At 42.6% G+C, this 26,695-nt stretch carries 25 protein-coding genes, 1 riboswitch and 1 other annotated feature; of the genes, 18 read left to right on the top strand and 7 right to left on the bottom strand.

Features of this window, described 5'->3' with window-relative positions:
• Nucleotides 1-39 precede the first annotated feature (39 nt).
• Complete coding sequence (galR, locus tag GEZ84_RS04515) at nt 40-1,041, bottom strand: DNA-binding transcriptional regulator GalR (RefSeq protein ID WP_153223640.1); 1,002 nt, start codon at nt 1,039-1,041, stop codon at nt 40-42.
• 163 nt (nt 1,042-1,204) lie between these two features.
• Here galR and GEZ84_RS04510 point away from each other — a divergent pair, with 163 nt between their 5' ends.
• The 3 genes from GEZ84_RS04510 (at nt 1,205) to GEZ84_RS04500 (ending at nt 4,357) form a co-directional block, all read left to right on the top strand.
• Nucleotides 1,205-2,383 (top strand): galactokinase, encoded by a 1,179-nt coding sequence (locus GEZ84_RS04510; RefSeq protein ID WP_153223639.1) that lies wholly within the window; start codon nt 1,205-1,207, stop codon nt 2,381-2,383.
• A gap of 18 nt (nt 2,384-2,401) precedes the next feature.
• Nucleotides 2,402-3,883 (top strand): UDP-glucose--hexose-1-phosphate uridylyltransferase, encoded by a 1,482-nt coding sequence (locus GEZ84_RS04505; protein ID WP_319946419.1) that lies wholly within the window; start codon nt 2,402-2,404, stop codon nt 3,881-3,883.
• A gap of 69 nt (nt 3,884-3,952) precedes the next feature.
• Nucleotides 3,953-4,357 carry a PaaI family thioesterase gene (locus GEZ84_RS04500; protein WP_000651223.1) on the top strand — a complete coding sequence of 135 codons (405 nt, stop codon included), beginning with the start codon at nt 3,953-3,955 and terminating at the stop codon, nt 4,355-4,357.
• A 45-nt stretch (nt 4,358-4,402) separates the two neighbouring features.
• Here GEZ84_RS04500 and dcm read toward each other — a convergent pair whose 3' ends face one another.
• Nucleotides 4,403-5,668 (bottom strand): DNA (cytosine-5-)-methyltransferase, encoded by a 1,266-nt coding sequence (dcm, locus tag GEZ84_RS04495; protein WP_153223637.1) that lies wholly within the window; start codon nt 5,666-5,668, stop codon nt 4,403-4,405.
• Nucleotides 5,669-5,784: 116 nt separating this feature from the next.
• Here dcm and GEZ84_RS04490 point away from each other — a divergent pair, with 116 nt between their 5' ends.
• Nucleotides 5,785-7,275 carry a Sau3AI family type II restriction endonuclease gene (locus GEZ84_RS04490; protein WP_153223636.1) on the top strand — a complete coding sequence of 497 codons (1,491 nt, stop codon included), beginning with the start codon at nt 5,785-5,787 and terminating at the stop codon, nt 7,273-7,275.
• Nucleotides 7,276-7,329: 54 nt separating this feature from the next.
• Here the strand turns inward: GEZ84_RS04490 and GEZ84_RS04485 are convergent, their stop codons facing one another.
• The 4 genes from GEZ84_RS04485 to GEZ84_RS04470 form a co-directional block, all read right to left on the bottom strand.
• Nucleotides 7,330-8,592: a nucleobase:cation symporter-2 family protein gene (locus tag GEZ84_RS04485; RefSeq protein WP_153223635.1), complete on the bottom strand. Its 1,263-nt coding sequence runs from the start codon at nt 8,590-8,592 to the stop codon at nt 7,330-7,332.
• Nucleotides 8,592-9,173 (bottom strand): xanthine phosphoribosyltransferase, encoded by a 582-nt coding sequence (locus GEZ84_RS04480; protein WP_153223634.1) that lies wholly within the window; start codon nt 9,171-9,173, stop codon nt 8,592-8,594. Before GEZ84_RS04480 ends, GEZ84_RS04485 begins: the two co-directional genes overlap by 1 nt.
• Nucleotides 9,174-9,303: 130 nt before the next feature.
• Nucleotides 9,304-9,399, bottom strand: a riboswitch (purine riboswitch).
• A 230-nt stretch (nt 9,400-9,629) separates the two neighbouring features.
• Nucleotides 9,630-10,016, bottom strand: a complete 387-nt coding sequence (locus GEZ84_RS04475; protein WP_153223633.1) for a bleomycin resistance protein — start codon at nt 10,014-10,016, stop codon at nt 9,630-9,632.
• Between the two features lie 11 nt (nt 10,017-10,027).
• Nucleotides 10,028-10,855, bottom strand: coding sequence for an exodeoxyribonuclease III (locus tag GEZ84_RS04470; RefSeq protein ID WP_153223632.1), 828 nt, complete (start codon nt 10,853-10,855; stop codon nt 10,028-10,030).
• A gap of 133 nt (nt 10,856-10,988) precedes the next feature.
• On the opposite strand from GEZ84_RS04470, the gene GEZ84_RS04465 reads away from it, so the two are divergent.
• From GEZ84_RS04465 to trpA, 14 genes are all read left to right on the top strand, one after another.
• The gene (locus GEZ84_RS04465; protein WP_000675331.1) at nt 10,989-11,444 is read left to right on the top strand and encodes a DUF3290 family protein; all 456 of its coding nucleotides are present in this window, start codon (nt 10,989-10,991) and stop codon (nt 11,442-11,444) included.
• Nucleotides 11,441-12,076 carry a DUF421 domain-containing protein gene (locus GEZ84_RS04460; protein ID WP_049523875.1) on the top strand — a complete coding sequence of 212 codons (636 nt, stop codon included), beginning with the start codon at nt 11,441-11,443 and terminating at the stop codon, nt 12,074-12,076. The genes GEZ84_RS04465 and GEZ84_RS04460 overlap by 4 nt, the downstream gene beginning before the upstream one ends.
• 206 nt (nt 12,077-12,282) lie before the next feature.
• The gene (locus GEZ84_RS04455) at nt 12,283-14,028 is read left to right on the top strand and encodes an ABC transporter ATP-binding protein (protein WP_153223631.1); all 1,746 of its coding nucleotides are present in this window, start codon (nt 12,283-12,285) and stop codon (nt 14,026-14,028) included.
• Nucleotides 14,018-15,760 (top strand): ABC transporter ATP-binding protein, encoded by a 1,743-nt coding sequence (locus GEZ84_RS04450; protein ID WP_153223630.1) that lies wholly within the window; start codon nt 14,018-14,020, stop codon nt 15,758-15,760. The genes GEZ84_RS04455 and GEZ84_RS04450 overlap by 11 nt, the downstream gene beginning before the upstream one ends.
• Nucleotides 15,761-15,978: 218 nt before the next feature.
• Nucleotides 15,979-16,671, top strand: a complete 693-nt coding sequence (locus GEZ84_RS04445) for a sugar transferase (RefSeq protein ID WP_153223629.1) — start codon at nt 15,979-15,981, stop codon at nt 16,669-16,671.
• Between the two features lie 42 nt (nt 16,672-16,713).
• A complete protein-coding gene (locus GEZ84_RS04440) occupies nt 16,714-17,943 on the top strand; it encodes a DegT/DnrJ/EryC1/StrS family aminotransferase (protein WP_194252026.1) in 1,230 nt (409 codons plus the stop codon).
• A 332-nt stretch (nt 17,944-18,275) separates the two neighbouring features.
• Nucleotides 18,276-19,454, top strand: coding sequence for a tryptophan synthase subunit beta (trpB, locus tag GEZ84_RS04435; protein ID WP_153223627.1), 1,179 nt, complete (start codon nt 18,276-18,278; stop codon nt 19,452-19,454).
• Nucleotides 19,445-19,676: a binding site (T-box leader), on the top strand. It overlaps the preceding gene by 10 nt.
• 71 nt (nt 19,677-19,747) lie before the next feature.
• On the top strand, nt 19,748-21,109 hold the full coding sequence (gene trpE, locus GEZ84_RS04430; RefSeq protein ID WP_153223626.1) for an anthranilate synthase component I: 1,362 nt from the start codon (nt 19,748-19,750) through the stop codon (nt 21,107-21,109).
• Nucleotides 21,106-21,672, top strand: a complete 567-nt coding sequence (locus GEZ84_RS04425; protein WP_000601904.1) for an aminodeoxychorismate/anthranilate synthase component II — start codon at nt 21,106-21,108, stop codon at nt 21,670-21,672. Before trpE ends, GEZ84_RS04425 begins: the two co-directional genes overlap by 4 nt.
• A 10-nt stretch (nt 21,673-21,682) precedes the next feature.
• Nucleotides 21,683-22,687, top strand: a complete 1,005-nt coding sequence (gene trpD, locus GEZ84_RS04420) for an anthranilate phosphoribosyltransferase (RefSeq protein WP_153223625.1) — start codon at nt 21,683-21,685, stop codon at nt 22,685-22,687.
• Entirely contained in the window at nt 22,684-23,451 is a 768-nt protein-coding gene (gene trpC / locus GEZ84_RS04415) for an indole-3-glycerol phosphate synthase TrpC (protein ID WP_153223624.1), read from the top strand. Before trpD ends, trpC begins: the two co-directional genes overlap by 4 nt.
• Nucleotides 23,438-24,037, top strand: a complete 600-nt coding sequence (locus tag GEZ84_RS04410; protein ID WP_153223623.1) for a phosphoribosylanthranilate isomerase — start codon at nt 23,438-23,440, stop codon at nt 24,035-24,037. Before trpC ends, GEZ84_RS04410 begins: the two co-directional genes overlap by 14 nt.
• Nucleotides 24,015-25,238, top strand: coding sequence for a tryptophan synthase subunit beta (trpB, locus tag GEZ84_RS04405; RefSeq protein WP_153223622.1), 1,224 nt, complete (start codon nt 24,015-24,017; stop codon nt 25,236-25,238). Before GEZ84_RS04410 ends, trpB (GEZ84_RS04405) begins: the two co-directional genes overlap by 23 nt.
• Nucleotides 25,231-26,007, top strand: coding sequence for a tryptophan synthase subunit alpha (gene trpA / locus GEZ84_RS04400; protein ID WP_094753351.1), 777 nt, complete (start codon nt 25,231-25,233; stop codon nt 26,005-26,007). Before trpB (GEZ84_RS04405) ends, trpA begins: the two co-directional genes overlap by 8 nt.
• Here the strand turns inward: trpA and GEZ84_RS04395 are convergent.
• Nucleotides 25,979-26,638 carry a prepilin peptidase gene (locus GEZ84_RS04395; RefSeq protein ID WP_125453184.1) on the bottom strand — a complete coding sequence of 220 codons (660 nt, stop codon included), beginning with the start codon at nt 26,636-26,638 and terminating at the stop codon, nt 25,979-25,981. The two genes, trpA and GEZ84_RS04395, sit on opposite strands and share 29 nt — an antisense overlap.
• Nucleotides 26,639-26,695 lie beyond the last annotated feature (57 nt).

The following is a 26,695-nucleotide window of genomic DNA, read 5'->3' as shown; positions in this document are numbered from 1 at the left end:
CTCTCTATTAGGATTTTTTGTCATGTTTAATTTGTGGAGTTATGGCAGAGTACTCTCTCTCAATGTCAGTCTGGTTCCCAGCATGGTCAGGCTAGGGATTTTGCGACCGTGGAGTACTTCCTTATTAAGAATATCCATACCTGCTCGGCCCATTTCCTCGGTATAGACGGTGATGCTAGAGAGGGGAGGATAGACCTGTTTGGTCAGACTAGTGTCGTTAAAGGAAATGAGGCTGACGCGGTCTGGTAGGCTGATTCCAGCTTCTTGGAGGGCACGGAGGGCACCGATGGCTAAACTATCGCTGGCTGCGAAAAAGGCTGGCGGGAGTTGGTCTCCTAAGTTCTGAATGGCCTCCTTCATTAAGTCATAGCCAGACTGGGCGGTAAAGCTACCTTGAAAGACAAGTTCATCATGATAGATTCCCTTTGCTTTGCTGTAGTTCTTAAAATTTTCCAGACGCTTGTCCTGAATGATTTCTTCTTGGTCAGTTGTTTCCTCAAGGCCTGTTAGAATCCCGATACGGTTCATCCCTTGATTGAAGAAATAATCGACAACTTGTTTCATGGCAGTGTAAAAATCCGTGATAATACAGGTGTGTCCTAGTGAAAGAGTATCACTGTCTAGAAAGACAAGAGGCTTTTGGTATTCTTCAAAGGCAGAAATCTGAGCTCGGCTAAATTTTCCGATGCAGAGAATCCCAATTACTTCCTCGCTTAATGTAAAAGGATGGTCATTAAAATAGCGCAAGATATCGTAGTCCAGTTCTTGGGCTCTTTTTTCTATGCCTAAGCGAATCTGGTAGTAGTAGAGGTCGTCTAGCTCTCCTTGTTCGCTGACCCATTGGATAATGGCAATCTTTTGCTTGGGCTTGTGGGACTCGCCTGTCTTGAGGTGCTTGGTGTAGCCCAACTCTTCAGCAACGGTTAAAATACGGTGTCTGGTTTCTTCTGTAACAGATAGGCTCTGATCGCGGTTTAGGACACGGGATACGGTCGCGATAGAGACAGAGGCTAGCTGTGCAATGTCTTTTAAGGTAGCCATAAATCCTCCTTGATTAGATTAGTATATCATATTTTTCTGTCTTTTACCGATAGTTTAGTAAAAATTTAGTAAAAAGGATTGACCTTGGGAAATCCCTTGTATACAATAGAAGAAAACGATTACACGTTAAGATGACTTAACGGACAGTAAAAGGAGAAATCATATGACACAACATCTTACTGCTGAAGCTCTTCGTAAAGACTTTCTTGCTGTTTTTGGTCAAGAAGCGGACCAAACTTTCTTTTCACCAGGCCGTATCAACTTGATTGGTGAACACACAGACTATAATGGTGGACATGTATTTCCAGCAGCCATTTCCTTAGGAACTTATGGTGCAGCTCGCAAACGTGATGACCAAGTCTTGCGATTCTACTCAGCAAACTTTGAGGACAAGGGCATCATCGAAGTACCTTTAGCTGACCTCAAATTTGAAAAAGAGCATAACTGGACCAACTATCCAAAAGGTGTCCTTCATTTCTTGCAAGAAGCTGGACATGTGATTGACAAAGGTTTTGACTTTTATGTTTATGGGAATATCCCAAATGGTGCTGGTTTGTCTTCATCAGCATCCTTGGAACTTTTGACAGGGGTCGTGGCAGAGCATCTCTTTGACTTAAAATTAGAGCGTCTCGATTTGGTTAAAATCGGAAAACAAACAGAAAACAACTTTATCGGAGTGAATTCTGGTATTATGGACCAGTTTGCTATCGGTATGGGGGCTGATCAACGTGCTATTTACCTTGATACCAACACCTTAGAGTATGATTTGGTGCCACTTGATTTGAAGGACAATGTCGTTGTCATCATGAATACTAACAAACGCCGTGAATTGGCGGATTCTAAATATAATGAGCGCCGTTCTGAATGTGAAAAAGCCGTGGAAGAACTGCAAGTTACCTTGGACATTCAGACCTTGGGTGAATTGGATGAGTGGGCCTTTGACCAATACAGCTATCTGATTAAAGATGAAAATCGTTTGAAACGTGCTCGCCATGCTGTGCTTGAAAACCAACGTACCCTCAAAGCTCAAGCAGCCCTTCAAGCAGGAGATTTGGAAACATTTGGTCGTTTGATGAATGCGTCACACGTTTCCCTGGAGCATGATTATGAAGTAACTGGTTTGGAATTGGATACCCTTGTTCACACAGCTTGGGCACAAGAAGGAGTTCTCGGTGCTCGTATGACAGGGGCAGGTTTTGGCGGATGTGCCATTGCCTTGGTGCAAAAAGATTCTGTCGATGCCTTTAAGGAAGCTGTTGGAAAACACTACGAGGAAGTAGTTGGATACGCTCCAAGCTTCTATATAGCTGAAGTTGCAGGTGGCACTTGCGTCCTTGACTAGTCAAAAGGAGGCTTTATGGTGACCTTAGTAGATAAATTTGTAAGACATGTCATTTCTGAAAGTTCATTTGAGGAAATGGATCGAATCTACCTGACCAATCGTGTCTTGGCACGAGTGGGAGATGGTGTTTTGGAAGTTGAGACTAATCTGGATAAAGTGATTGACCTCAAGGACCAGCTGGTTGAGGAAGCCGTTCGATTAGAGACGATTGAGGATAGTCAGACTGCACGTGAAATCCTTGGTGCTGAACTGATGGACTTGGTGACTCCTTGTCCGAGTCAGGTCAATCGTGACTTCTGGGAAACCTATGTCCACTCTCCTGAGCAAGCGATAGAGGGTTTCTACCAACTCAGTCAGAAGAATGACTACATCAAACTCAAGGCTATTGCAAAGAATATTGCTTATCGTGTTCCATCTGATTACGGAGAGCTTGAAATTACCATCAATCTCTCTAAGCCTGAAAAGGATCCAAAGGAGATTGCGGCAGCCAAGTTGGTGCAAGCTAGTAATTACCCTCAGTGTCAGCTTTGTCTAGAGAATGAAGGCTACCATGGTCGGGTCAACCACCCAGCTCGCAGCAATCACCGTATTATCCGTTTTGAAATGGCGGGTCAGGAGTGGGGCTTCCAGTATTCGCCCTATGCTTATTTTAATGAGCATTGTATTTTCTTAGACGGGCAACATCGCCCTATGGCTATTAGTCGAAAAAGTTTTGAGCGTTTGTTGGCTATCGTAGAGCAGTTTCCAGGATATTTTGCAGGCTCTAATGCCGACCTACCGATTGTTGGGGGCTCTATTCTAACTCATGATCATTATCAGGGAGGCCGTCACGTATTTCCTATGGAATTAGCTCCTTTGCAAAAGACTTTCTCTTTTACTGGTTTCGAGCAGGTTAAGGCTGGGATTGTCAAGTGGCCTATGTCAGTACTACGTTTGACTTCGGCTTCTAAAGAAGATTTGATAAACTTAGCTGACAAGATTTTGCAGGAATGGCGTCAGTATTCAGATCCTAGTGTGCAGATTTTGGCAGAGACAGACGGGACACCGCATCACACCATCACACCTATAGCGCGCAAACGTGATGGCCAGTTTGAGTTTGACTTGGTCTTGCGGGACAATCAGACTTCTGCAGAACATCCTGATGGCATCTATCATCCCCATAAGGATGTCCAACATATCAAGAAGGAAAATATCGGATTAATTGAGGTCATGGGCTTGGCAATCTTGCCACCACGTCTGAAAGAAGAAGTGGAGCAAGTCGCTAGCTATCTTGTAGGAGAAGCTGTTACGGTTGCCGATTATCATCAGGAATGGGCAGACCAACTTAGAGCCCAATATCCAGACATAACAGATAAAGAAAAAGCTCTTGAAATCGTCAAGGACTCTGTTGGTGCTATCTTTACGCGTGTACTTGAGGATGCAGGAGTCTACAAGCAGACAGAGCAGGGACAGGCGGCCTTTATGAGCTTTGTGGAGCAGGTCGGAATTTTGCCAGACTAGGAGCTTTCTCCTTGCACAGTCCTATAAAAAGTAGTATCATAGTGTCGTTTGAAATATCAGGAGGAAACGATGAAAGATTTTCATTTTGACGCTATATCTGCCTTTGAAAATTACGAAATTGAACAAATGAGAGATGGTCACGTTGTGGTGACGACCAAAGTAGTGGACTCGTCGCTCAACTACTATGGCAATGCCCATGGTGGCTATCTCTTTACCCTTTGCGACCAAATCAGTGGTTTGGTGGTCATATCTCTGGGGCTTGATGGAGTGACGCTCCAGTCTTCTATCAACTACCTTAAAGCAGGAAAACTCGACGATGTATTGACCATTAAAGGAGAATGTGTCCATCAAGGTCGCACCACTTGTGTAGTGGATGTCGATATTACCAATCAAGAAGGCAGAAACGTCTGCAAAGCAACCTTCACCATGTTTGTCACAGGTCAACGGTCAGAAGACAGACAGGTGAGGATATAGATAAACAAAAAAGAGGATCGCACCTCTTTTTTAGTTTCAGATAAATCAATCAACTTCTTTAATAAACTTAGCAATTTCTTTTACAATTTCAGTAACTAAAGCATTTCCCATAAAAAACATTCTCATTTTATCAGATACCTCTACAATAGAACCATCAGATAATTTCTTTTTAGCTGTCCAATCATCTGGGAAATCCTGAAGTCGTTCAGCTTCAATGGGGGTAATTAATCTATATTTATTATTTACAAATAATAAATGTGTAGAACGATTAACAGTTCCTTCGGATGTAAGCATTGTTCGTCCAGGAAGGTTTAAATCATCATAAGGTGACATTCCTCCTTCTGAATAGATGTATTGATGTCCGTCAGAGGATGTTCGTTCAATTTTCTTAGGTCCTCTAAGATATTGAAATTTTTCCAATTTTGACTGATCAGTTAAAAAATATTTTTCAGGTACTTCAGACTCATCTTGAAGAATTTCTCCTAGAGTGATAGGATTACCATTGTAATTAGGTTCTGTATCAATAGAATAGTACTTTCCATGTCTCATAATTCCTGTATTCCAAACAGTACCAGTAAAAGTATCTGAAACTTCAACTATATCATTTGGTAACTCATAAAACACATGACGATTTTTAACTGCTATAGGTTTAATAGGAAATTGTTTTGCAAATAGACCTTGATTGAAAATATAGTCATCATACCTATTATCTTCAAAGATTTCTTCATTTTTTTCGTAAAGATTGTCAATTTTTTTAGCAAATACTGTATCATTTCGATATACGAAAAAGAATACACGACGTCTTCGTTGGCTTCTGCCATACTCAGCAGCATTAATAACTCTCCACTCAACAGAATATCCGAGATTATTAAAAGCTGTGAGCATGATTGCAAAATCGCGTCCTCTTTGTTTTGAAGGTGCTTTTAAAAGTCTATCTACATTTTCTAGAATTAAGTATTTGGGTTTAATGATTTCCGTTGCTCTAATAATCTCCCAAAATAAAACTCCTTTTTTTCCTTCAATACCTTTCTCATTTTTCTTGCTACGTGCAACAGAGTAATCTTGGCAAGGAAAACCACCGACAATCATATCGGCATCCATTTTGGAAAATTGTTCGTCTGTTATATCAGAGATACTAATATTGATGTTTTCGCTATTGGGGAAGTGATAGTCATAGACCTCAAATGCGTCTTGAGATTTACGAGATGGTTCCCATTGGTTTGCCCATTTTGTTTTAAAGAGTTGCTTATCGGCATTTTCTAATCCTATCCGAAAACCGCCAACTCCAGCAAATAGTTCGAGAACTTTCATCTTTTCTCCTTCATTTTTTTACAGTTTAATCCATTATATACTATTTTCAATGATTGATCAAGTATTAATGTTTGCTTTAGTTTAATTTGATATAATATAAAAGATAGGAGAAGAAAATGGATCAAAACTTATTTAACTATAACGATGAAGATATCGATAGTGTTATTGAATATTCTCACAAACTATTAAATAGAAAATTTTCCGATGTTATGGAAGAGTATAATCGTTCGCTTTATAAATCATATGACGATTATAATGATAGAGTAGTCTCTGAGGTACAAGATAAAGCAATTAGTATGAAGTCAAAAGGGCAATATGGAAATTATATTGAAAAATATTTCTATGGCTATCAGCCAAATAGTGATTCGGAAGCTGACTTTGAAAAAATAGGTGTAGAATTAAAAGTTACTCCTTTTAAGATAAACAAAAATGGGACACTTAGTGCAAAAGAACGACTTGTATTAACAATACTAAACTATATGGAGGAAAATTTAGAGGATTTTTACTCCACTCATTTATGGAAAAAATGTGCAAAGATTTTGTTATTGTTTTACAATGGCTTAATTCCTAATCAAACAATGAAGGACTATGTCATTGAAAAAATATTTTTATATGAATGGTTTGAGGAGGATATGGTAGTCATCCTTGAAGACTATCAGAAAATTACAGATAAAATTAAAAATGGAAGGGCGCATGAATTATCAGAATCAGATGGAAACTATTTATCAACTTGTACAAAAGGAGCAGGTAAAGGAAAGGATTTAAGACAACAACCTTTTAGTCATGAATTAGCCAAACAAAGAGCTTGGGAATTAAAATCAAGTTATATGACCTATCTGATTAATCATAAAATCTTTAACCAATCAGATCAAGAAAGTGTTCTGGCTAATTTTAGGGGTGAAAAAAAGTCATTTACTGAGGTTATTGCAGAGAAGATTCTTTCCTACAAAGGTTTCTCTGAACAAGAGTTATATGATAGATTTGAAGTGAATCCCAAAGCAAAAGGTAAGAATAGTACTCTGATTAGAAAAATTTTAGGTTTAACAGGGGATTTAGATAAGACTAAAGAATTTCAGAAAGCAAACATGAATTTGAGAGTTATTCGAGTAGATAAGAATAATTTACCTAAGGAAGACTCTCCATTTAAAACTTATTGTTTTAAAGAATTAGCAGAAACAGATAGTTGGGAATCGTCACATGTTTATAATGAAATTTATAATAAACGATTCCTCTTCGTTATTTTTAAGGAAATTGAACCTAAGCTATTTGTATTAGATTCTATTAAATTTTGGGGATTTCAAGATAGACAATTAGAAGAAATCCAAAGAGTGTGGCAGGAAACTAGACAAATTATTTCTGACGGAGTTAAATTAACTCAAAATGGTAATAAAGTTTCAACTAATTTCCCTCAAAGTAAGATAAATAGAATCCTATTTACGAAATTACATGCTACCAATGCTTATTATGAAATTGAAAAAGGAACATTTGTTGGGAAAGGCTCATTATCTGATACGGATGAACTTCCAGATGGGCGTAGGATTACAAAACACTCCTTTTGGATGCCTAAGAAGTTTATAAAAGAAATATTAGATGGGAATTGGGATTGATTATATTTATAATCAACTTGTGATAAACAAAAAAGAGGCTCGCACCTCTTTTTCTTATTTCTTTTTATGATTCAGTACCGCATTGAGGACAATGGCGAGTAAGCTGGCTACGACGATTCCGTTTGAGAAGAACATTTGGAAGGCTGTCGGCATGTTGACAAAGAGATTACTGTTATTGAGTCCGACACCTGCAGCGATGGAGACTGCTGCGATAAGGAAGTTGTGTTCATTGTTAGCAAAGTCAACACGAGCGAGGATTTGCATCCCTTGAATAGATACAAAACCAAACATCACCAGCATGGCACCACCGAGGACAGGGCTTGGAATGATTTGGGCAAGGGCACCAAACTTAGGAAGGAGTCCAAGGAGAACCAGGAAACCAGCTGCGTAGTAGATTGGTAGGCGAGTTTTGATACCTGATAATTTAACCAAACCAACGTTTTGTGAAAATCCTGTGTAAGGGAAGGTGTTAAAGATTCCTCCGAGAAGTACGGCCAAACCTTCTGCGCGGTAACCGTTGCGCAGGCGCGTGCTGTCGATTGGATCCTTTGTGATATCAGATAAGGCCAGATAAACACCAGTAGACTCAACCATAGACACCGTTGCGATGATACACATCATGACAATAGATGAGATTTCAAAGGTTGGCATCCCAAAGTAGAGTGGAGTTGGGACATGGACAAGCGGTGCTGCCGCGACAGGAGAGAAGTCCACCAAGCCCATGCTAGCAGCAATGGCAGTTCCAACAACCAGACCAATCAAAATGGAGATAGACTTGATAAATCCTTTGGTAAAGATGTTAATCAAGAGAATAATCAGGACAGTGATGGCGGCAAGCAAGAGACTTTGACCAGTTGGCTCTGGAACGTTATTTCCCATATTTCCAATAGCAACAGGGATCAAGGTTAAACCGATTGTAGTGATAACAGATCCTGTTACGATAGAAGGAAAGAGATCGGCTATTTTTGCGAAGACTCCTGAGACAAGAACTACGTAAATACCCGATGCAATTAAAGCACCAAACATAGCGCCACTACCATGGCTTTGCCCAATCATAATCAAGGGAGCGACCGACTGGAAGGCGACTCCAAGAACGACTGGAAGTCCAATCCCAAAGTATTTGTTGAGTTGGAGTTGAAGGAAGGTTGCCACTCCACACATGAAGATATCAGTAGAAATCAGGTAGGTCAACTGCTCAGCTGAATAGCCAAGGGCTGTCGCAATCATGATGGGAACCAGGATGGATCCTGAGTACATGGCTAGTAAGTGCTGCAAGCCAAGAATGGCTGCTTGCGAATGTTTTTCTTGAGTTTGCATTAGAGATCTGCCTCCTTAAATACGACCTGACCATTTTCAAAACGATCCAAACGAGCAAGTGATAGGACAGGGTAGCCTGCTTTTTCAAGCAAATCACGGCCATCTTGAAAGGATTTTTCAATCACGATACCGATAGCTTCAACTGTGGCACCAGCTTGCTCGATGATTTGAATCAAGCCTTTGGCGGCTTGGCCATTAGCAAGGAAATCGTCGATAATCACGACCTTGTCCTCTGGTGAGAGGAATTTTCCAGCGATAGAAACGGTGCTGGTCACCTGCTTGGTAAAGGAGTAAACTTCGGCAGTTAAGATTCCTTCGTTCATAGTGATGTTTTTAGCTTTTTTAGCGAAAATCATGGGAACGTTTAAGGCTTCCGCTGTAAAAATGGCTGGGGCAATACCTGACGCTTCAATGGTTACGACTTTGGTAATACCAGCAGAAGCAAATTTTTCCGCAAAAACCTTACCAATCTTTCGCATCAGGCTAAAGTCAACTTGGTGGGTTAAAAAGGAATCCACTTTGAGGATGTTGTCACCCAAGATATGCCCATTCTTGAGGATGCGCTCTTCTAATAATTTCATAAGACCTCCTAAAGTCTAAAAGCCAATCCATTTGTTTGTTTCAGATTTCTATCTAATAAAACTGATAGAAAAAAGGACCTACTTAATCTCTAAGTAAGTCCCCAAAATAGGCATGGCAAAAACGACCATACCTCACTACTGACTTACTTATTGTTAGGTGTTCCGGCACCTTGTAGAAACATCGTGCCAATTCACGACATAAACAAGTAAAGTGATATTTAATTTTAAATAGGCTTGAGCCAATGTTTTCATTTTACAATAAATAACTTTAGAAATCAAATATTTTGTTAGTATTTTTCTTAAAAAACGAACGTATACAATAAAAATGGGCAAAAAATCAGTTATTGGCTAACATTTAGAAGATTTTTCCATCATGAAAGGCATATCATCAAGTTTTTAGACACCTGACAATATGCCTTTTTCTGATTTTAAAAATTTTTTCCAGTCTCTATTTTTCTACTCGCTAAATCTTAAAAAATAGCCATCTGGATCTAGAACTGCAAATTCATGGGGATATATAAAGCTATCTCCTACTCGAAATTCTCTTTTTGTCAGGGGACGATGGATAGGATAGTCAGCTTCCAGCAGTTTTTGGTGGAGCTGAGGAACATCTGCAATGCCAAAGGAAATATTGACACCGCGCCCGAAAGGATAGGTCAGCTGAGCTAATTCTTCTGCGCTGCCTTCTTCTAGCATTAGCTGGCAATCTTCAAGAGAAAGGAAGAGAAAGTTTTCTTCTGGGCGCTCATATTCAATCCTAAAACCTAGTAAGTCACAGTAGAAGGAACGGGACTGCTCTATATTTGATACGAGAAACTCGGGAATGACCGCATTGTAGTCCATATAGAAACTCCTTACAGGTCAATTTCCAAGACAATCGGTGTGTGGTCTTGACGAGCACCAGAATCAATCATGTCAGACTTGGTCACCTTGTCAGCGATGCGGTTACTTGTGAGCCAGTAGTCGATTCTCCAGCCTGTATTGTTGATTTTTGAAGTCTTGCTGCGTTGTGCCCACCAAGTGTAGTGTTCTGGAACATCGCCGTGAATGTGGCGGAAGGTGTCGGTAAATCCAGCTGCCAAAAGGTTGGTAAATCCAGCACGTTCCTCGTCGGTAAATCCAGGTGAACGGCGGTTGCTAGCAGGATTTGCAAGGTCGATTTCATTGTGGGCTACGTTGTAGTCTCCAGTTGCAAGGACTGGTTTTTCTTTGTCTAGTTCAGCCAAATACTCCGCATATTTGACATCCCAGACTTGACGTTCTTCCAAGCGTTTGAGGCCATCGCCAGCATTTGGTGTGTAAACTTGGGTCACGAAAAAATCATCAAATTCTAGAGTGATGATGCGGCCTTCCAAGTCCATGGTAGAAGGGGCACCGATTTCTGGGAAAGTGACAGTGGGTGTGAGTTCTTTCTTATAGAGGAACATGGTTCCAGCATAGCCTTTACGGGCAGGCTCTTGGGAAGAACGCCACGTGTTTTCGTAGTCTGGGAAGAGTTCTTCTAAAATTTCCAAGTGTTTCTTTGTAGGGCCCTTGGCAGAAAGCTTGGTTTCTTGGATAGCGATAATATCAGCATTTTCAGCGACCAAGGTTTGTAGGACTTCTTGAGATAATTTGGCACGAGCTGAGTCACTAGTTAGGGCTGCGTTGAGGGAATCAATATTCCATGAGATAAGTTTCATAAAGTTACCTTTTTCATTCAGATTATAGATTTTATTATACCAAAAAAAGGTCTATTTCCCCAACGTATGGTTTGAAAAATTACCCTCTTTCGTTTATAATGAAGAATGATTTTATGAAAGGGAGTGAAAATAAATGAAATTTTACTCATATGACTATGTGCTTAGCCAAATCAGTCAACAAAATGGAATCATGATTGGCTTTGGGATTGTGCTCCTAGCTATCACAGGATTTTTTGCTTTTAAGGCCTATCGTGATAAAAAGGGGACTAAGTTTCGGGAATTGGTCATGATTTTAGCCTTGACCTTAGTGGCCATGCTTTTGGTGACAATTTCAAAATATCAGACCAATCAAGCCTCTAACAACCAATTTCAAACTTCCCTTCATTTCATAGAGGTCGTTTCCAAAGACTTGGGAGTGGATAAATCAGAAGTTTACGTCAATACTTCAGCTGCCACTGATGGAGCGCTTGTCAAGGTAGGTCCAAATTTCTACCGCGCTATGAACGGGAGCCAACCAGACAAGTATCTTTTAGAGAAATTAGAATTGCATCAAACAGACGCTATTGAATTGGTGGAGGTAAACAAATGACACTCAATTATATGGAAATTTTAATCAAACTGGCCTTGGGTCTTTTCTCGCTGGTTTTCGTGATCAATGTGACAGGAAAGGGGAACCTAGCACCTAACTCTGCGACAGACCAAATTCAGAACTATGTTCTTGGTGGTATCATCGGTGGGGTGATTTACAATAGTTCTATCAGTATTCTCCAGTACGCAGTGATTTTGATGATGTGGACGATTTTGGTCTTGACTCTCAAGTGGCTCAATAACAATGTTCGTTTTGTCAAACGCTTGATTGATGGGAAACCGACTCTCCTCATCAAAAATGGGAAGATTGACCCAGAAGCCTGTCGTTCAGTTGGCTTGTCTGCAGCGGATGTAGCCCTCAAACTTCGTAGCCAAGGAATTTTCCAGATGAAACAAGTCAAACGAGCTGTGCAGGAGCAAAATGGTCAACTCATCGTGGTCCAAATGGGAGATGAAAATCCTAAGTATCCAGTTGTGACTGACGGTGTGATTCAAGTTGATGTTTTGGAATCGATTGGCCGTAGCGAAGAGTGGCTGCTTGATAACCTCAGCAAGCAAGGGTATGACAATGTAGCCAATATCTTTATCGCTGAGTATGACAAGGGTGCTGTTACAGTTGTAACTTATGAATAAGAAAAACCTGGGGTCTTGTACTCTTCAAAAATCAAATTCAAACTGCGTCAACGTCGCCTTGCCGTATGTAGGTTACTGACTTCGTCAGTTCTATCTACAACCTCAAAGCAGTGCTTTGAGCAACCTGCGGCTGGTTTCCTAGTTTGCTCTTTGATTTTCATTGAGTCTTGGCCTCAGGTTTCCGTTTGCAATCAGAAAGGGATTTTATGTCCATTATTCAAAAACTTTGGTGGTTTTTCAAGTTAGAAAAACGCCGTTATTTAGTGGGGATTGTGGCCCTGGTCTTGGTTTCTGTTCTCAATCTCATTCCCCCCATGGTTATGGGGCGGGTCATTGATGCCATCACATCGGAGCAATTAACCCAGCAGGACCTTCTTCTTGACCTATTTTATTTGCTACTTGCGGCCTTTGGGATGTACTATCTGCGCTATGTTTGGCGTATGTATATCCTTGGGACTTCCTACCGTTTGGGGCAGATGATGCGGTCTCGCTTGTTTGAGCATTTCACAAAAATGTCTCCAGCCTTTTATCAGACCTATCGGACGGGGGACCTGATGGCGCACGCCACCAACGATATCAATGCCTTGACTCGTCTGGCAGGAGGCGGTGTTATGTCAGCGGTAGATGCCTCTATCACGGCTTTGGTGACTTTGCTGACCATGCTCTTTAGCATTTCCTGGCAAATGACCCTAGTTGCCATTTTGCCCCTGCCTTTCATGGCTTATGCAACTAGTCGTTTAGGCAGAAAGACTCACAAGGCTTTTGGCGAATCGCAAGCTGCCTTTTCTGAACTTAATAACAAGGTACAGGAGTCTGTATCAGGTATCAAAGTGACCAAGTCTTTCGGTTATCAGGCGGATGAGCTTAAGTCCTTTCAGTCAGTCAATGAATTAACCTTCCAAAAGAACCTGCAAACCATGAAATACGATAACCTCTTTGATCCCATGGTTCTCTTGTTTGTTGGTTCATCCTATGTGTTAACCCTCTTGGTCGGCTCCTTGATGGTTCAGAAAGGGCAGATTACAGTTGGGAATCTAGTTACCTTTATCAGCTACTTGGATATGCTGGTTTGGCCTCTAATGGCCATCGGTTTCCTCTTTAATATCACTCAGCGAGGCAAGGTTTCCTACCAGCGGATTGAGGAACTGTTGTTTCAGGAATCACCTGTACAAGACCCCGAGTTACCTTTAGATGGCATTGAAAATGGGCGCTTGGAGTACAATATTGATAGTTTTGCCTTTGAAAATGAGGAAACACTGATGGATATTCACTTTAGTCTAGAAAAAGGGCAAACACTGGGATTGGTTGGGCAGACGGGCTCTGGGAAAACATCTTTGATCAAGCTCCTCTTGCGTGAATACGATGTGGACAAGGGAGCCATTTACCTAAACGGCCACGATATTCGGGACTATCGTCTGACAGATCTTCGTAGTCTTATGGGCTATGTTCCTCAGAACCAGTTCCTCTTTGCGACTTCGATTTTAGACAATATCCGCTTTGGCAATCCTAACTTGTCCCTTTCAGCGGTCGAGGAAGCGACTAAGCTAGCTCAAGTTTACCAAGACATTGTAGACATGCCTCAGGGATTTGATACGTTGATTGGTGAAAAGGGAGTCAGTCTTTCTGGAGGTCAAAAGCAGCGCCTGGCCATGAGTCGGGCTATGATTTTAGACCCTGATATCTTGATTTTGGATGATTCTTTGTCAGCCGTGGATGCCAAGACAGAATATGCCATCATCGACAATCTTAAGGAAACGCGTCAGGACAAGACAACCATTATCACAGCGCATCGCCTCAGTGCAGTTGTTCATGCAGATTTGATTTTAGTCCTGCAAAATGGTCAAATTATCGAACGAGGCAGGCACGAAGACCTGCTAGCCTTGGATGGCTGGTATGCCCAAACCTACCAGTCTCAGCAGTTAGAAATGAAAGGAGAAGAAGATGCAGAATAAACAAGAACAATGGGCTGTATTGAAGCGCTTGATGTCTTATCTCAAGCCTTATGGACTCCTGACTTTTTTGGCACTTAGTTTTCTCCTAGCGACTACGATCATAAAAAGTGTCATTCCCCTTGTGGCCTCCCACTTTATCGACCAGTATCTCAGCAATCTCAACCAACTCGCTGTGACCGTTTTGCTGACCTACTATGGCCTTTATATCCTACAAACTCTGGTCCAGTATGTCGGTAATCTTCTCTTTGCACGGGTGTCATACAGTATTGTTAGGGATATTCGTCGGGATGCCTTTGCCAATATGGAGAAACTGGGTATGTCCTATTTTGACAAGACACCAGCAGGCTCTATCGTCTCTCGTTTGACAAATGATACCGAGACTATCAGTGATATGTTTTCGGGAATTTTATCCAGCTTTATCTCAGCAGTTTTTATTTTTCTGACAACCCTTTATACCATGTTGGTTCTGGATTTTCGTTTGACGGCTTTAGTCTTGCTCTTTCTCCCCTTGATTTTCCTTTTGGTCAATCTTTACCGTAAAAAATCAGTCAAGATTATCGAAAAAACCAGAAGTCTCTTGTCGGATATCAATAGTAAGCTGGCTGAAAACATCGAGGGAATTAGGATTATCCAGGCCTTTAATCAAGAGAAGCGCCTGCAGGCAGAATTTGATGAGATTAATCAAGAACACTTGGTCTATGCCAACCGTTCTGTAGCCTTGGATGCCCTCTTTTTGCGCCCTGCCATGAGTTTGCTGAAACTCCTAGGATATGCAGTTTTAATGGCCTATTTTGGCTACCGTGGACTTTATTTGGGAATAACAGCAGGGACCATGTATGCCTTTATTCAGTACATCAATCGCCTCTTTGATCCCTTGATTGAGGTAACGCAAAACTTTTCAACCCTTCAAACGTCTATGGTTTCTGCGGACCGTGTCTTTGCCCTGATAGACGAGAGGACCTATGAGCCTCTTCAAGAAGATGGGCAGGCTAAAGTCAAAGAAGGAAATATTCGATTCGAACATGTGTGCTTCTCATATGATGGAAAACATCCGATTCTGGATGACATTTCTTTTTCGGTTAACAAGGGTGAAACCATTGCCTTTGTAGGTCATACAGGTTCAGGGAAATCGTCTATTATCAATGTCCTCATGCGCTTTTATGAATTTCAGTCAGGGCGAGTTCTCTTGGATGATGTGGACATTAGGAACTACAGTCAGGAAGAACTGAGAAAAAATATCGGGCTGGTCTTGCAGGATCCCTTCCTCTATCATGGAACCATCAAGTCCAATATCGCCATGTACCAAAATCTTAGTGATGAGCAGGTACAGGCTGCAGCTAGCTTCGTGGATGCAGATTCCTTTATTCAAGATCTTCCTCAGGGGTATAACTCCCCTGTGTCTGAGCGTGGTTCGAGCTTCTCTACTGGACAGCGCCAGCTTCTTGCCTTTGCTAGAACAGTAGCCAGTCAGCCTAAAATCTTGATTTTGGATGAAGCGACAGCCAATATTGACTCTGAAACAGAAAGTCTGGTTCAAGCTTCACTAGCTAAGATGAGACAGGGGCGGACAACCATTGCCATCGCCCATCGTCTTTCTACTGTCCAAGACGCCAACTGTATCTATGTCTTGGATAAGGGGCACATTATCGAGAGTGGCACTCATGAGGAACTCTTGGCCTTGGGAGGAACCTATCACAAGATGTATAGTTTGCAGGCAGGGGCCATGTCCTAATACTCTTTGAAAATCTCTTCAAACTAGGTCAGCTTTATCTACAACTTCAAAGCTGTGTTTTGAGCCGCCTGTGGCTAGCTTCCTAGTTTGCTCTTTGATTTTCATTGAGTGTAAGAAGGAAATCTTTCAAATTACAGATTTCTTTCACCGCCTTTTCCATTTTGTGGTATAATGAAAAATGTTGACAAATAGTATAATAAAAACAAAGGAGAAACAGCATGCTGAAATGGGAAGACTTGCCCGTGGAAATGAAATCAAGCGAGGTTGAGTCTTACTACCAGCTTGTCTCTAAAAGGAAGGGTTCGCTGATTTTCAAGCGTTGCTTGGACTGGGTTCTAGCCTTGGTCGTACTAGTTCTGACCTCTCCCATCTTTCTCATCTTGAGCATTTGGATCAAGTTGGATAGCAAGGGGCCAGTCATTTACAAGCAAGAGCGCGTGACCCAGTATAACCGTCGGTTCAAGATTTGGAAGTTCCGTACCATGGTAACGGATGCGGATAAAAAAGGAAGTCTGGTGACTGCTGCTAACGATAGCCGCATTACCAAAGTGGGAAATTTCATCCGCCGTGTCCGTTTGGACGAACTACCTCAGTTGGTCAATGTCCTCAAAGGTGAGATGTCCTTTGTCGGTACACGACCTGAAGTACCACGCTACACAGAGCAGTATAGCCCTGAAATGATGGCGACCCTGCTCTTGCCAGCAGGTATTACCTCTCCAGCCAGCATCAACTACAAGGATGAGGATACTATCATCAGTCAAATGACCGAAAAAGGTCTGTCAGTTGACCAAGCCTATGTGGAGCATGTTCTCCCTGAAAAGATGCACTATAACCTCGCCTATCTCCGAGAATTTAGTTTCCTTGGAGACATTAAAATCATGTTTCAAACCGTGTTTGAAGTGCTAAAATAAAGTAGTCATGAGAAAATGAGTACAGATAAAAGGAGCAAATCAATGCCAAATTACAATATTCCATTTTCACCACCCGATATTACAGAAGCAGAAATTGCTGAAGTGGCGGACACACTTCGTTCTGGTTGGATTACAACTGGTTCTAAGACCAAAGAATTGGAGCGTCGCTTGTCTCAATACACACAGACTCCTAAGACTGTCTGCCTAAACTCTGCGACTGCCGCTCTTGAGTTGATTTTGCGCGTCTTGGAAGTTGGGCCTGGTGATGAGGTCATCGTTCCAGTCATGACCTATACAGCTTCATGTAGTGTCATCACTCACGTGGGAGCAACACCAGTCATGGTGGATATCCAAGCAGATACCTTTGAGATGGACTATGACTTGCTTGAGCAAGTCATTACTGAAAAGACTAAGGTGATTATCCCAGTAGAACTTGCAGGGATTGTTTGCGACTATGACCGTTTGTTCCAAGTAGTGGAGAAGAAACGTGACCTCTTTACAGCTTCAAGCAAGTGGCAAAAAGCCTTTAACCGTATCGTGATTGTTTCTGATAGTGCTCATGCTTTGGGATCTACTTATAAAGGACAACCTGCTGGTTCTATCGCTGACTTTACTTCCTTCTCATTCCATGCTGTTAAGAACTTTACAACTGCTGAGGGTGGAAGCGCAACTTGGAAGGCCAATCCAGCGATTGACGACGAAGAGATGTACAAGGAATTCCAAATTCTTTCCCTTCACGGGCAAACCAAGGATGCTCTTGCCAAGATGCAACTGGGCTCATGGGAATACGATATCGTAACGCCAGCTTACAAGTGCAACATGACCGATATCATGGCTTCGCTTGGTCTGGTACAATTAGACCGTTACTCAAGTTTGTTGCAACGCCGTAAGAACATTGTGGACCGCTATGATCGTGGTTTTGCAGGTTCTCGCATCCATCCTTTGGCACACAAGACTGATGCTGTAGAATCTTCACGCCACCTCTACATCACACATGTAGAAGGAGCTAGCCTAGAAGAACGCAATCTTATCATCCAAGAATTGGCCAAAGCGGGAATTGCAAGTAACGTTCACTACAAACCGCTTCCGCTCTTGACAGCCTATAAGAATCTTGGTTTTGATATGGCAGATTATCCAAGAGCCTATGCCTTCTTTGAAAATGAAATTACGCTCCCTCTTCACACTAAATTAAGTGATGAAGAAGTGGACTATATCATTGAGACTTTCAAAACAGTTTCTGAAAAAGTACTAGCTTCATCAAAAAAATTGTGAAAAAGTCTTGACAAAGAAAAAACAAAGTATTAAAATAAGTTCAACAAATCAGAAAAGTAACTATTTTTGATCTTCAGGGAGCCTGTGGTGATTGTGAACAGGTGGTTGGAAGTAGTGAAAGTGGGCTGATTTTAAAAATGAATTTGAAACAATGAAAATTCGGTGCGCACACCTTACAGTGCAACTTGTTGTTAGACAAGGCAGAGATGTAAAGGGGAATAGTCCCTTTATAATTGAGGTGGCACCGCGTTACCAACGCCCTCACACGGAATTTAATTCTGTGTGTGGGCTTTTTCATATCTTGAAATCAATACAGAAAGAGGAAAAATTTTATGACAACTAAAGGTTATTTTGGACAATTTGGTGGTAGTTTCGTACCAGAGCCGATTCAGGCTTTGTTGGATGAGTTGGAAGTGACATTTGAAAAGTACAAAGATGATCCAGAGTTTTTGGCAGAATTTCGTCATTACCTAAAGGACTATTCAGGTCGCGAAACACCGCTCTATTTTGCAGAAAGTTTGACAGAGCACCTAGGTGGAGCTAAGATTTTTCTCAAACGTGAAGACCTTAACCACCTTGGTTCTCACAAGCTCAACAACGTTTTAGGGCAAATTCTTCTTGCTAAACGTATGGGCAAAAAACGAGTGATCGCAGAAACAGGTGCAGGTCAGCACGGTGTTGCGACTGCAGCGGCCGCAGCCAAGTTTGGTATGGCCTGTGATGTCTACATGGGAGCAGAGGATGTGGAACGTCAACGTCTCAATGTTTTCCGTATGGAGATGATGGGAGCAACTGTTCATGCAGTTGAAACAGGGACTCGTACCCTCAAAGATGCTGTTGATGCAGCCTTTGGAGCATGGATGAATGATTTGGAAGCCTTCTACGTTTTGGGATCTGCTGTAGGACCTCACCCATATCCAACCATTGTTCATGAGTTCCAAAAGGTCATCAGTGAAGAATCTCGCCGTCAAATCTTAGAAAAAGAAGGTCGTTTACCAGACTACGTTATTGCTTGTGTAGGTGGTGGTTCCAATGCCATCGGTGCATTTTCTCAGTATGTGGCTGATGAAGAAGTCAAATTGGTTGGGGTTGAAGCTGCTGGGCACGGACTTGATACAGACAAGCACGCAGCTACTATGACAAAAGGTAGTATCGGAATTGTCGATGGCATGAAGACCTATGCAGTCTTTAAGGAGGACGGAGAGCTAGCTCCAGTTTACTCTATCTCAGCTGGATTGGACTATCCAGGGGTTGGCCCAGAACACGCCTACTTCAAAGATTCAGGTCGCGTGGACTATGTGGCTGCGACAGACGAAGAAGCGGTTCAAGCCTTGCTCCTCCTCAGCAAGACTGAAGGAATTATCCCAGCGATTGAAAGTTCGCACGCTATCGCAGAAGCAGTTAAACGTGCACCGAAACTAAGTAAAGACGACATTATCATTATCAATGTCTCTGGTCGTGGAGACAAGGACGTAGCTGCAATTGCGGACTACCTAGAAGCTAAAAAATAATAGATGGAAAAATTACAGTCCTTTCTCTCACAGAGAGCTTGTGGTTGCTGGAAACAAGCAGAGAAAACTGTAAGGTTGGGTTCATCTGAAATAAGAGAAGAAAACATAATTCTCAAGGGAGTGCCCTTTATCGCACAGCCTGTTACAGAATCTTTCTAAGACAGGAATGAGAGATAGGAGAAATCCTATAATTGAGGTGGCACCGCGAATTTCGTCCTCACGCAAGTTGTTTTGCGTGGGGATTTTTCATACAGTCATCACGGACTAGAAGTAGAACTGAAAGGGAAATTACAATGGAACGAATCATTCATGGAGATGTCTTATCACCAATCTTGGCTTATATGCGCCTAAAGGGGCAACACAAGGTTATTTTAGAGAGTATTCCGAGAGACAAGGAAACAGCTCGTTTTTCTATCTTAGCCTATAATCCTGTTTTTGAGATTAAGTTTGAAAATGGAGTTCTTTATCAAAATGGGCAAGTGATTGATCGTGATCCCTTGGATTTCCTTTATGAAGTAACTTATAAGAGCCAACACCATTCAGACCTACCTTTTGGTGGAGGAGCCATTGGTTTTGTGGGTTACGATATGATTTCTCTTTATGAAGAAATTGGTCAAATTCCTCAAGATACAATTGGAACGCCAGACATGCATTTCTTCGTCTATGAGAGTTACATGGTCTTTGACCACAAGAAGGAAAAAATCCATGTCATCGAGGATGCTCTTTATAGTGAGCGCAGTCAAGAAGACTTGGAAAAAGCTTTGAATCAAGTGCTTGAGGAATTACGCATTCCTGCTCCAAATGAATTTGAAGATTTGGATTTATCACCACTTGACTTCAAATCCCATATCGCTCCTCAGAAGTTTGAGGAAATGGTAGAAACAGCTCGTGACTTGATTCGTAACGGGGATATGTTTCAATGTGTACTCAGTCAGCGTTTTTCAGCAGAAGTTACTGGAAATCCATTTGACTTCTACAGAAATCTTCGCGTGACTAATCCTTCTAATTACCTTTATTTCTATGATTTTGGGGATTATCAAATCATCGGTGCCAGTCCAGAAAGTTTGGTTTCTGTCAAAAATGGCATCGTAACAACCAATCCGATTGCAGGGACGCGACCAAGAGGAGCTACGGATGAAGAAGACAAGGATTTGGCGACAGACCTGCTTTCGGATGAGAAGGAAACAGCAGAGCATCGAATGTTGGTAGACTTAGGTCGTAATGATATTGGTCGCATCTCTGAAACAGCAAGTGTCCAAGTTACCAAGTATATGGAAGTAGAGCTCTTCCGCTACGTCATGCATTTGACCAGTGTGGTCAAGGGGCGTTTGCTTCCAGAACTCACTGCTATGGATGCCTTGAAATCAACACTTCCTGCTGGAACAGTTTCTGGAGCACCAAAGATTCGAGCTATGAGACGGATCTATGAACTGGAAACAGAAAAACGGGGCGTATACGCAGGAGCAATCGGCTACTTGTCTGCGACGGGTGATATGGATTTCGCCATTGCCATCCGAACTATGATTCTCAAAAATCAAACAGCCTATGTGCAGGCTGGGGCAGGAATTGTATACGACTCTGTCGCCCAAAATGAATACCAAGAAACCATTAACAAGGCTAAATCTATGACTAGAATTGGAGAACTAAGACCATGATTTTATTGATTGACAACTATGATTCTTTTACCTATAACTTGGCTCAATACATTGGAAATTTCGCAGAAGTTCAGGTCTTGAGAAATGATGATCCCAAGCTGTATGAAGAAGCTGAAAAAGCAGATGGTCTGGTCTTTTCTCCTGGTCCTGGTTGGCCAGTTGATGCTGGTAAGATGGAAGACATGATTCGTGACTTTGCTGGCAAAAAGCCGATTCTTGGGATTTGTTTGGGTCACCAAGCCATTGCAGAAGTCTTTGGTGGTAAGTTAGGTTTGGCTCCCAAAGTCATGCATGGGAAACAGAGTAATATCAACTTTGAAGCGCCATCTGTTTTGTATCAAGGTATTGAGGATGGCCGTGCGGTCATGCGTTACCACAGTATTTTAATTGAGGAAATGCCAGAAGACTTCGAAGTGACAGCTCGTTCAACTGATGACCAGGCCATTATGGGAATTCAACACAAAAACCTACCAATTTATGGCTTCCAGTACCATCCAGAAAGTATCGGAACGCCAGACGGCTTGTCTTCTATTCGGAATTTTATCGAGAAGGTTGTAAAGTGAGGAAACTAGGATGAAAGAGATTATTGAAAAACTAGCAAAATTTGAAAATTTATCAGGTGTGGAAATGACGGATGTCATTGAGCGTATCGTAACTGGGCGTGTAACGGAGGCACAGATTGCTTCTCTCCTTTTGGCTCTTAAGATGAAGGGGGAAACACCTGAAGAACGCACAGCCATTGCCCAAGTCATGAGAGGACATGCCCAACATATTCCAACTGAGATTCATGATGCCATGGACAACTGTGGTACAGGTGGGGACAAGTCTTTCAGCTTTAACATCTCGACAACTGCAGCCTTTGTCTTGGCTGGTGGTGGTGTTCATATGGCAAAACACGGTAACCGCTCGATTTCTTCTAAATCTGGTTCTGCAGATGTCCTTGAAGCCTTGGGTATCAACCTAGACCTTAAACCAGCTGAACTAGGTAAGGTTTTTGATAAAACTGGCATCGTCTTTCTCTTTGCCAAAAATATGCACCCAGCTATGAAATACATCATGCCAGCTCGTTTGGAATTGGGAATTCCAACGATTATGAACTTGACTGGTCCCCTGATTCACCCAATGGCCTTGGAAACACAGCTTCTTGGAATTAGTCGTCCAGAACTTCTAGAAAGTACGGCTCAGGTTTTGAAAAATATGGGTCGCAAACGTGCCATCGTGGTTGCTGGGCCAGAAGGGTTGGATGAAGCTGGCTTGAATGGAACAACCAAGATTGCTCTTCTTGAAAATGGCGAAATCAGCTTGTCAAGCTTTACCCCAGAGGATTTGGGAATGGAAGGCTACGATATCGAAGATATTCGTGGAGGAAATGCTCAGGAAAATGCAGAAATTTTGCTCAGCGTTCTGAAAAACGAACCAAGTCCATTCTTGGAAACGACGGTCTTAAATGCTGGTCTTGGTTTCTATGCTAATGGTAAGGTGGCTAGTATCAAGGATGGAGTTGCCTTGGCCCGTCAAGTCATTGCTAGTGGCAAGGCCCTTGAAAAACTTAGACTGTTACAGGAGTACCAAAAATGAGTCAGGAATTTTTAGCACGAATCTTGGAGCAGAAGGCGCGTGAGGTCGATCAGATGGAGCTGGAGGAAATCCAGCCCCTGCGTCAAACCTATCGCTTGGCAGAATTTTTGAAGAATCATCAGGAACGCTTGCAGGTAATCGCTGAGGTCAAGAAAGCTAGTCCTAGTCTGGGAGATATCAATCTCGATGTGGATATCGTGCAACAGGCCCAGACTTATGAAGCGAACGGAGCAGTGATGATTTCTGTTCTGACAGATGAAGTTTTCTTTAAAGGGCACCTGGATTATCTACGGGAGATTTCCAGTCAGGTACAGATTCCAACGCTCAACAAGGACTTTATCATCGATGAAAAGCAAATCATACGTGCCCGTAATGCTGGTGCGACAGTCATTTTGCTCATTGTGGCTGCCTTGTCCGAAGAACGACTCAAGGAACTTTACGAATACGCGATAGAGCTTGGTCTGGAAGTCTTGGTGGAAACCCACAATCTAGCTGAACTAGAAGTAGCCCATAGACTTGGTGCTGAGATTATCGGGGTCAATAATCGCAACTTGACCACCTTTGAAGTTGACTTGCAGACCAGTGTAGATTTGGCTAAACATTTCAAAGATGATTGCTTGTACATTTCTGAATCTGCTATTTTCACAGGGCAGAATGCGGAACGAGTAGCGCCATACTTTAACGGAATTTTAGTAGGGACAGCTCTCATGCAGGCAGAAGATGTAGCCCAGAGAATCAAGGAGTTGCAAATTGACAAAGGTTAAAATTTGCGGATTATCGACCAAGGAAGCGGTGGAAACAGCCGTATCAGCAGGAGCAGACTACATCGGTTTTGTCTTGGCACCTAGTAAAAGACAGGTGACTTTGGATCAGGCTGCTGAGCTGGCAAAGCTTATTCCTGCAGATGTCAAAAAGGTTGGTGTATTTGTTTCACCAAGTCGGGTAGAACTGTTAGAAGCGATTGACAAAGTTGGCTTGGACTTGGTACAAGTTCACGGTCAGGTGGCAGATGATTTGTTTGAGGATTTGCCTTGTGCCAGCATTCAGGCTGTGCAGGTGGATGGAGAGGGTCATGTGCCCAATTCTCAGGCAGACTATCTACTCTTTGATGCCCCTGTGGCTGGGAGTGGCAAGACCTTTGACTGGGGTCAACTGGATACGATTGGACTAACTCAGCCCTTCTTTATCGCAGGTGGGCTTAATGAAGACAATGTAGTACAAGCAATTCACCACTTTACTCCCTATGCAGTAGATGTATCAAGCGGAGTGGAGACAGATGGACAAAAAGATCATGAAAAGATTAGAAGATTTATAGAGAGGGTAAAGCATGGCATATCAGGAACCAAATAAAGATGGATTTTATGGAAAATTCGGCGGACGTTTTGTCCCAGAAACATTGATGACAGCAGTTTTGGAGTTGGAGAAGGCCTACCGTGAAAGTCAGGCAGACCCAAGTTTCCAAGAGGAATTAAACCAACTCTTGCGCCAGTATGTGGGGCGTGAAACTCCCCTTTACTACGCAAAAAACTTGACCCAGCATATTGGCGGAGCCAAGATTTATCTTAAACGTGAAGACCTTAACCATACAGGAGCCCACAAGATTAACAATGCCTTGGGACAAGTTTTGCTTGCTAAACGCATGGGTAAAAAGAAAATTATCGCTGAAACAGGTGCTGGTCAGCACGGTGTAGCAACTGCAACAGCTGCAGCCCTCTTTAACATGGAATGTACTATCTACATGGGTGAGGAAGATGTCAAACGCCAAGCTCTCAATGTCTTCCGTATGGAGCTTTTGGGAGCCAAGGTTGAGGCAGTGACAGACGGTTCGCGTGTGCTCAAGGATGCGGTCAATGCAGCTCTTCGTTCATGGGTAGCTAATATCGATGATACCCACTATATCCTTGGTTCTGCCTTGGGGCCTCATCCATTCCCAGAAATCGTTCGTGACTTCCAAAGTGTCATCGGTAGAGAAGCTAAACAACAGTACCGTGACTTAACAGGTCAAGATTTACCAGATGCCCTAGTAGCCTGTGTTGGTGGTGGGTCGAATGCTATCGGGCTCTTCCATCCATTTGTAGAAGATGAGTCAGTAGCTATGTATGGAGCTGAAGCAGCAGGACTTGGTGTGGATACAGAGCATCACGCAGCTACCTTGACTAAGGGTCGTCCGGGTGTTCTTCACGGTTCTCTCATGGATGTGCTCCAAGATGCCCATGGTCAAATTCTTGAAGCCTTCTCTATCTCAGCAGGTTTGGACTATCCTGGCATCGGTCCAGAACATTCTCACTACCACGATATCAAACGTGCCAGCTATGTTCCTGTGACAGACGAAGAAGCCTTGGAAGGATTCCAGCTCTTGTCTCGTGTGGAAGGAATTATCCCAGCCTTGGAATCTAGTCACGCTATTGCCTTTGCGGTGAGATTGGCCAAAGAACTGGGCCCAGACAAGTCTATGATTGTCTGTTTATCAGGTCGTGGGGACAAGGATGTGGTTCAAGTCAAAGACCGCTTGGAAGCAGATGCAGCAAAGAAGGGAGAAGCTCATGCCTAAGACACTAACAGAAAAATTGAATGCTATTAAAGCAGCTGGAAAAGGAATTTTTGTTCCCTATATCATGGCTGGAGACCATGAGAAAGGTTTGGATGGACTCGGAGAAACAATACACTTTTTAGAAGATTTGGGTGTCTCTGCCATTGAAGTGGGCATTCCCTTTTCAGACCCTGTTGCAGATGGACCTGTTATCGAAGAAGCTGGCTTGCGCAGTTTAGCCCACGGGACTTCTACCCAGGCTTTGGTTGAAACCTTGAAAACCATTGAAACAGAGGTTCCGCTGGTCATCATGACCTACTTCAACCCCCTCTTTCAGTACGGTGTGGAGAATTTTGTTAAAGGTTTGGCAGATACAGCGGTTAAGGGCTTGATTATTCCAGACCTGCCTCATGAGCATGCCAACTTTGTAGAGCCTTTTTTGGCAGACACAGACATTGCTTTGATTCCTTTAGTAAGCTTGACCACAGGGATTGAGCGTCAGAAAGAGTTGATTGAAGGGGCAGAAGGATTCGTCTATGCAGTTGCCATCAATGGGGTGACAGGGAAATCTGGCAATTATCGTGCAGACTTGGACAAGCACTTGGCACAATTGCATCATGTGGCTGATATCCCAGTCTTGACAGGTTTTGGCGTATCTAGTCAAGCCGATGTAGAACGCTTCAATGCGGTGTCAGATGGTGTTATCGTCGGTTCGAAAATTGTAAAAGCTCTCCACCAAGGAGAGCCAATTCAGGACTTTATCAAACAAGCAGTAGCTTACCAAAAATAATCATGCAAGCAGCGAGTAAAAGGAAAGGCACGAAAGGAAGTCTTTCCTTTTTCTTTTGCAGGAGAAAGGCCAGGATGCCCGTCGCAGAAGCAAACTGAATCAAGATCAGTAATTCGGTCGCGCTAAAGACGAGAGCGCAAGAAGAAAGAAAGAGAAAATCCCCTGCACCCATGCGGATATCGATAAAATGAGCCATGATTCCAAGGATAAGGAAGACGGCCATGACCAGATTCCATCCAGAGCAGGCCATTAGGAGTAGGTGGAAAGTCATCCAGACTAGTAAGGGATATTCTTGATGGCGAAAGTCGTAGATGCCCAAGGTCAAGCCAGCAGTTATGAGGACGACTTGTCCCAAGGAAAGTAATCCCAAAGACCAAGATAGAAAGAGGAGCCCTAAGCCTAGTTCAAAGATGGCATACCAGAATGGATAGCGAGCCTTGCAGTAGCGACAGCGAAAGCGACCAATTACTTGGGAGATAATCGGAATCAAATCTAAGGGACGCAAGCGAGTCTGACAAGAATCGCAGTGACTAGCCGGTCGGATAATGGATTGCTCAGGGAAACGGTCAATGACCAAACCAAGAAAGGAAGCGAGAATGCTCCCGACAAGAAAAAAATAAATATCTATCATACTTATCTATTCGTAAAAAATAGGAGAAGTAGTATAATGGAGAAACATAAACAAGAT

This window comes from Streptococcus mitis (assembly GCF_009496155.1).
GTDB lineage: Bacteria > Bacillota > Bacilli > Lactobacillales > Streptococcaceae > Streptococcus > Streptococcus mitis_BQ.
Note: the sequence above shows the minus strand (reverse complement) of the source record. Positions and strands in the feature narration are given on the sequence as shown.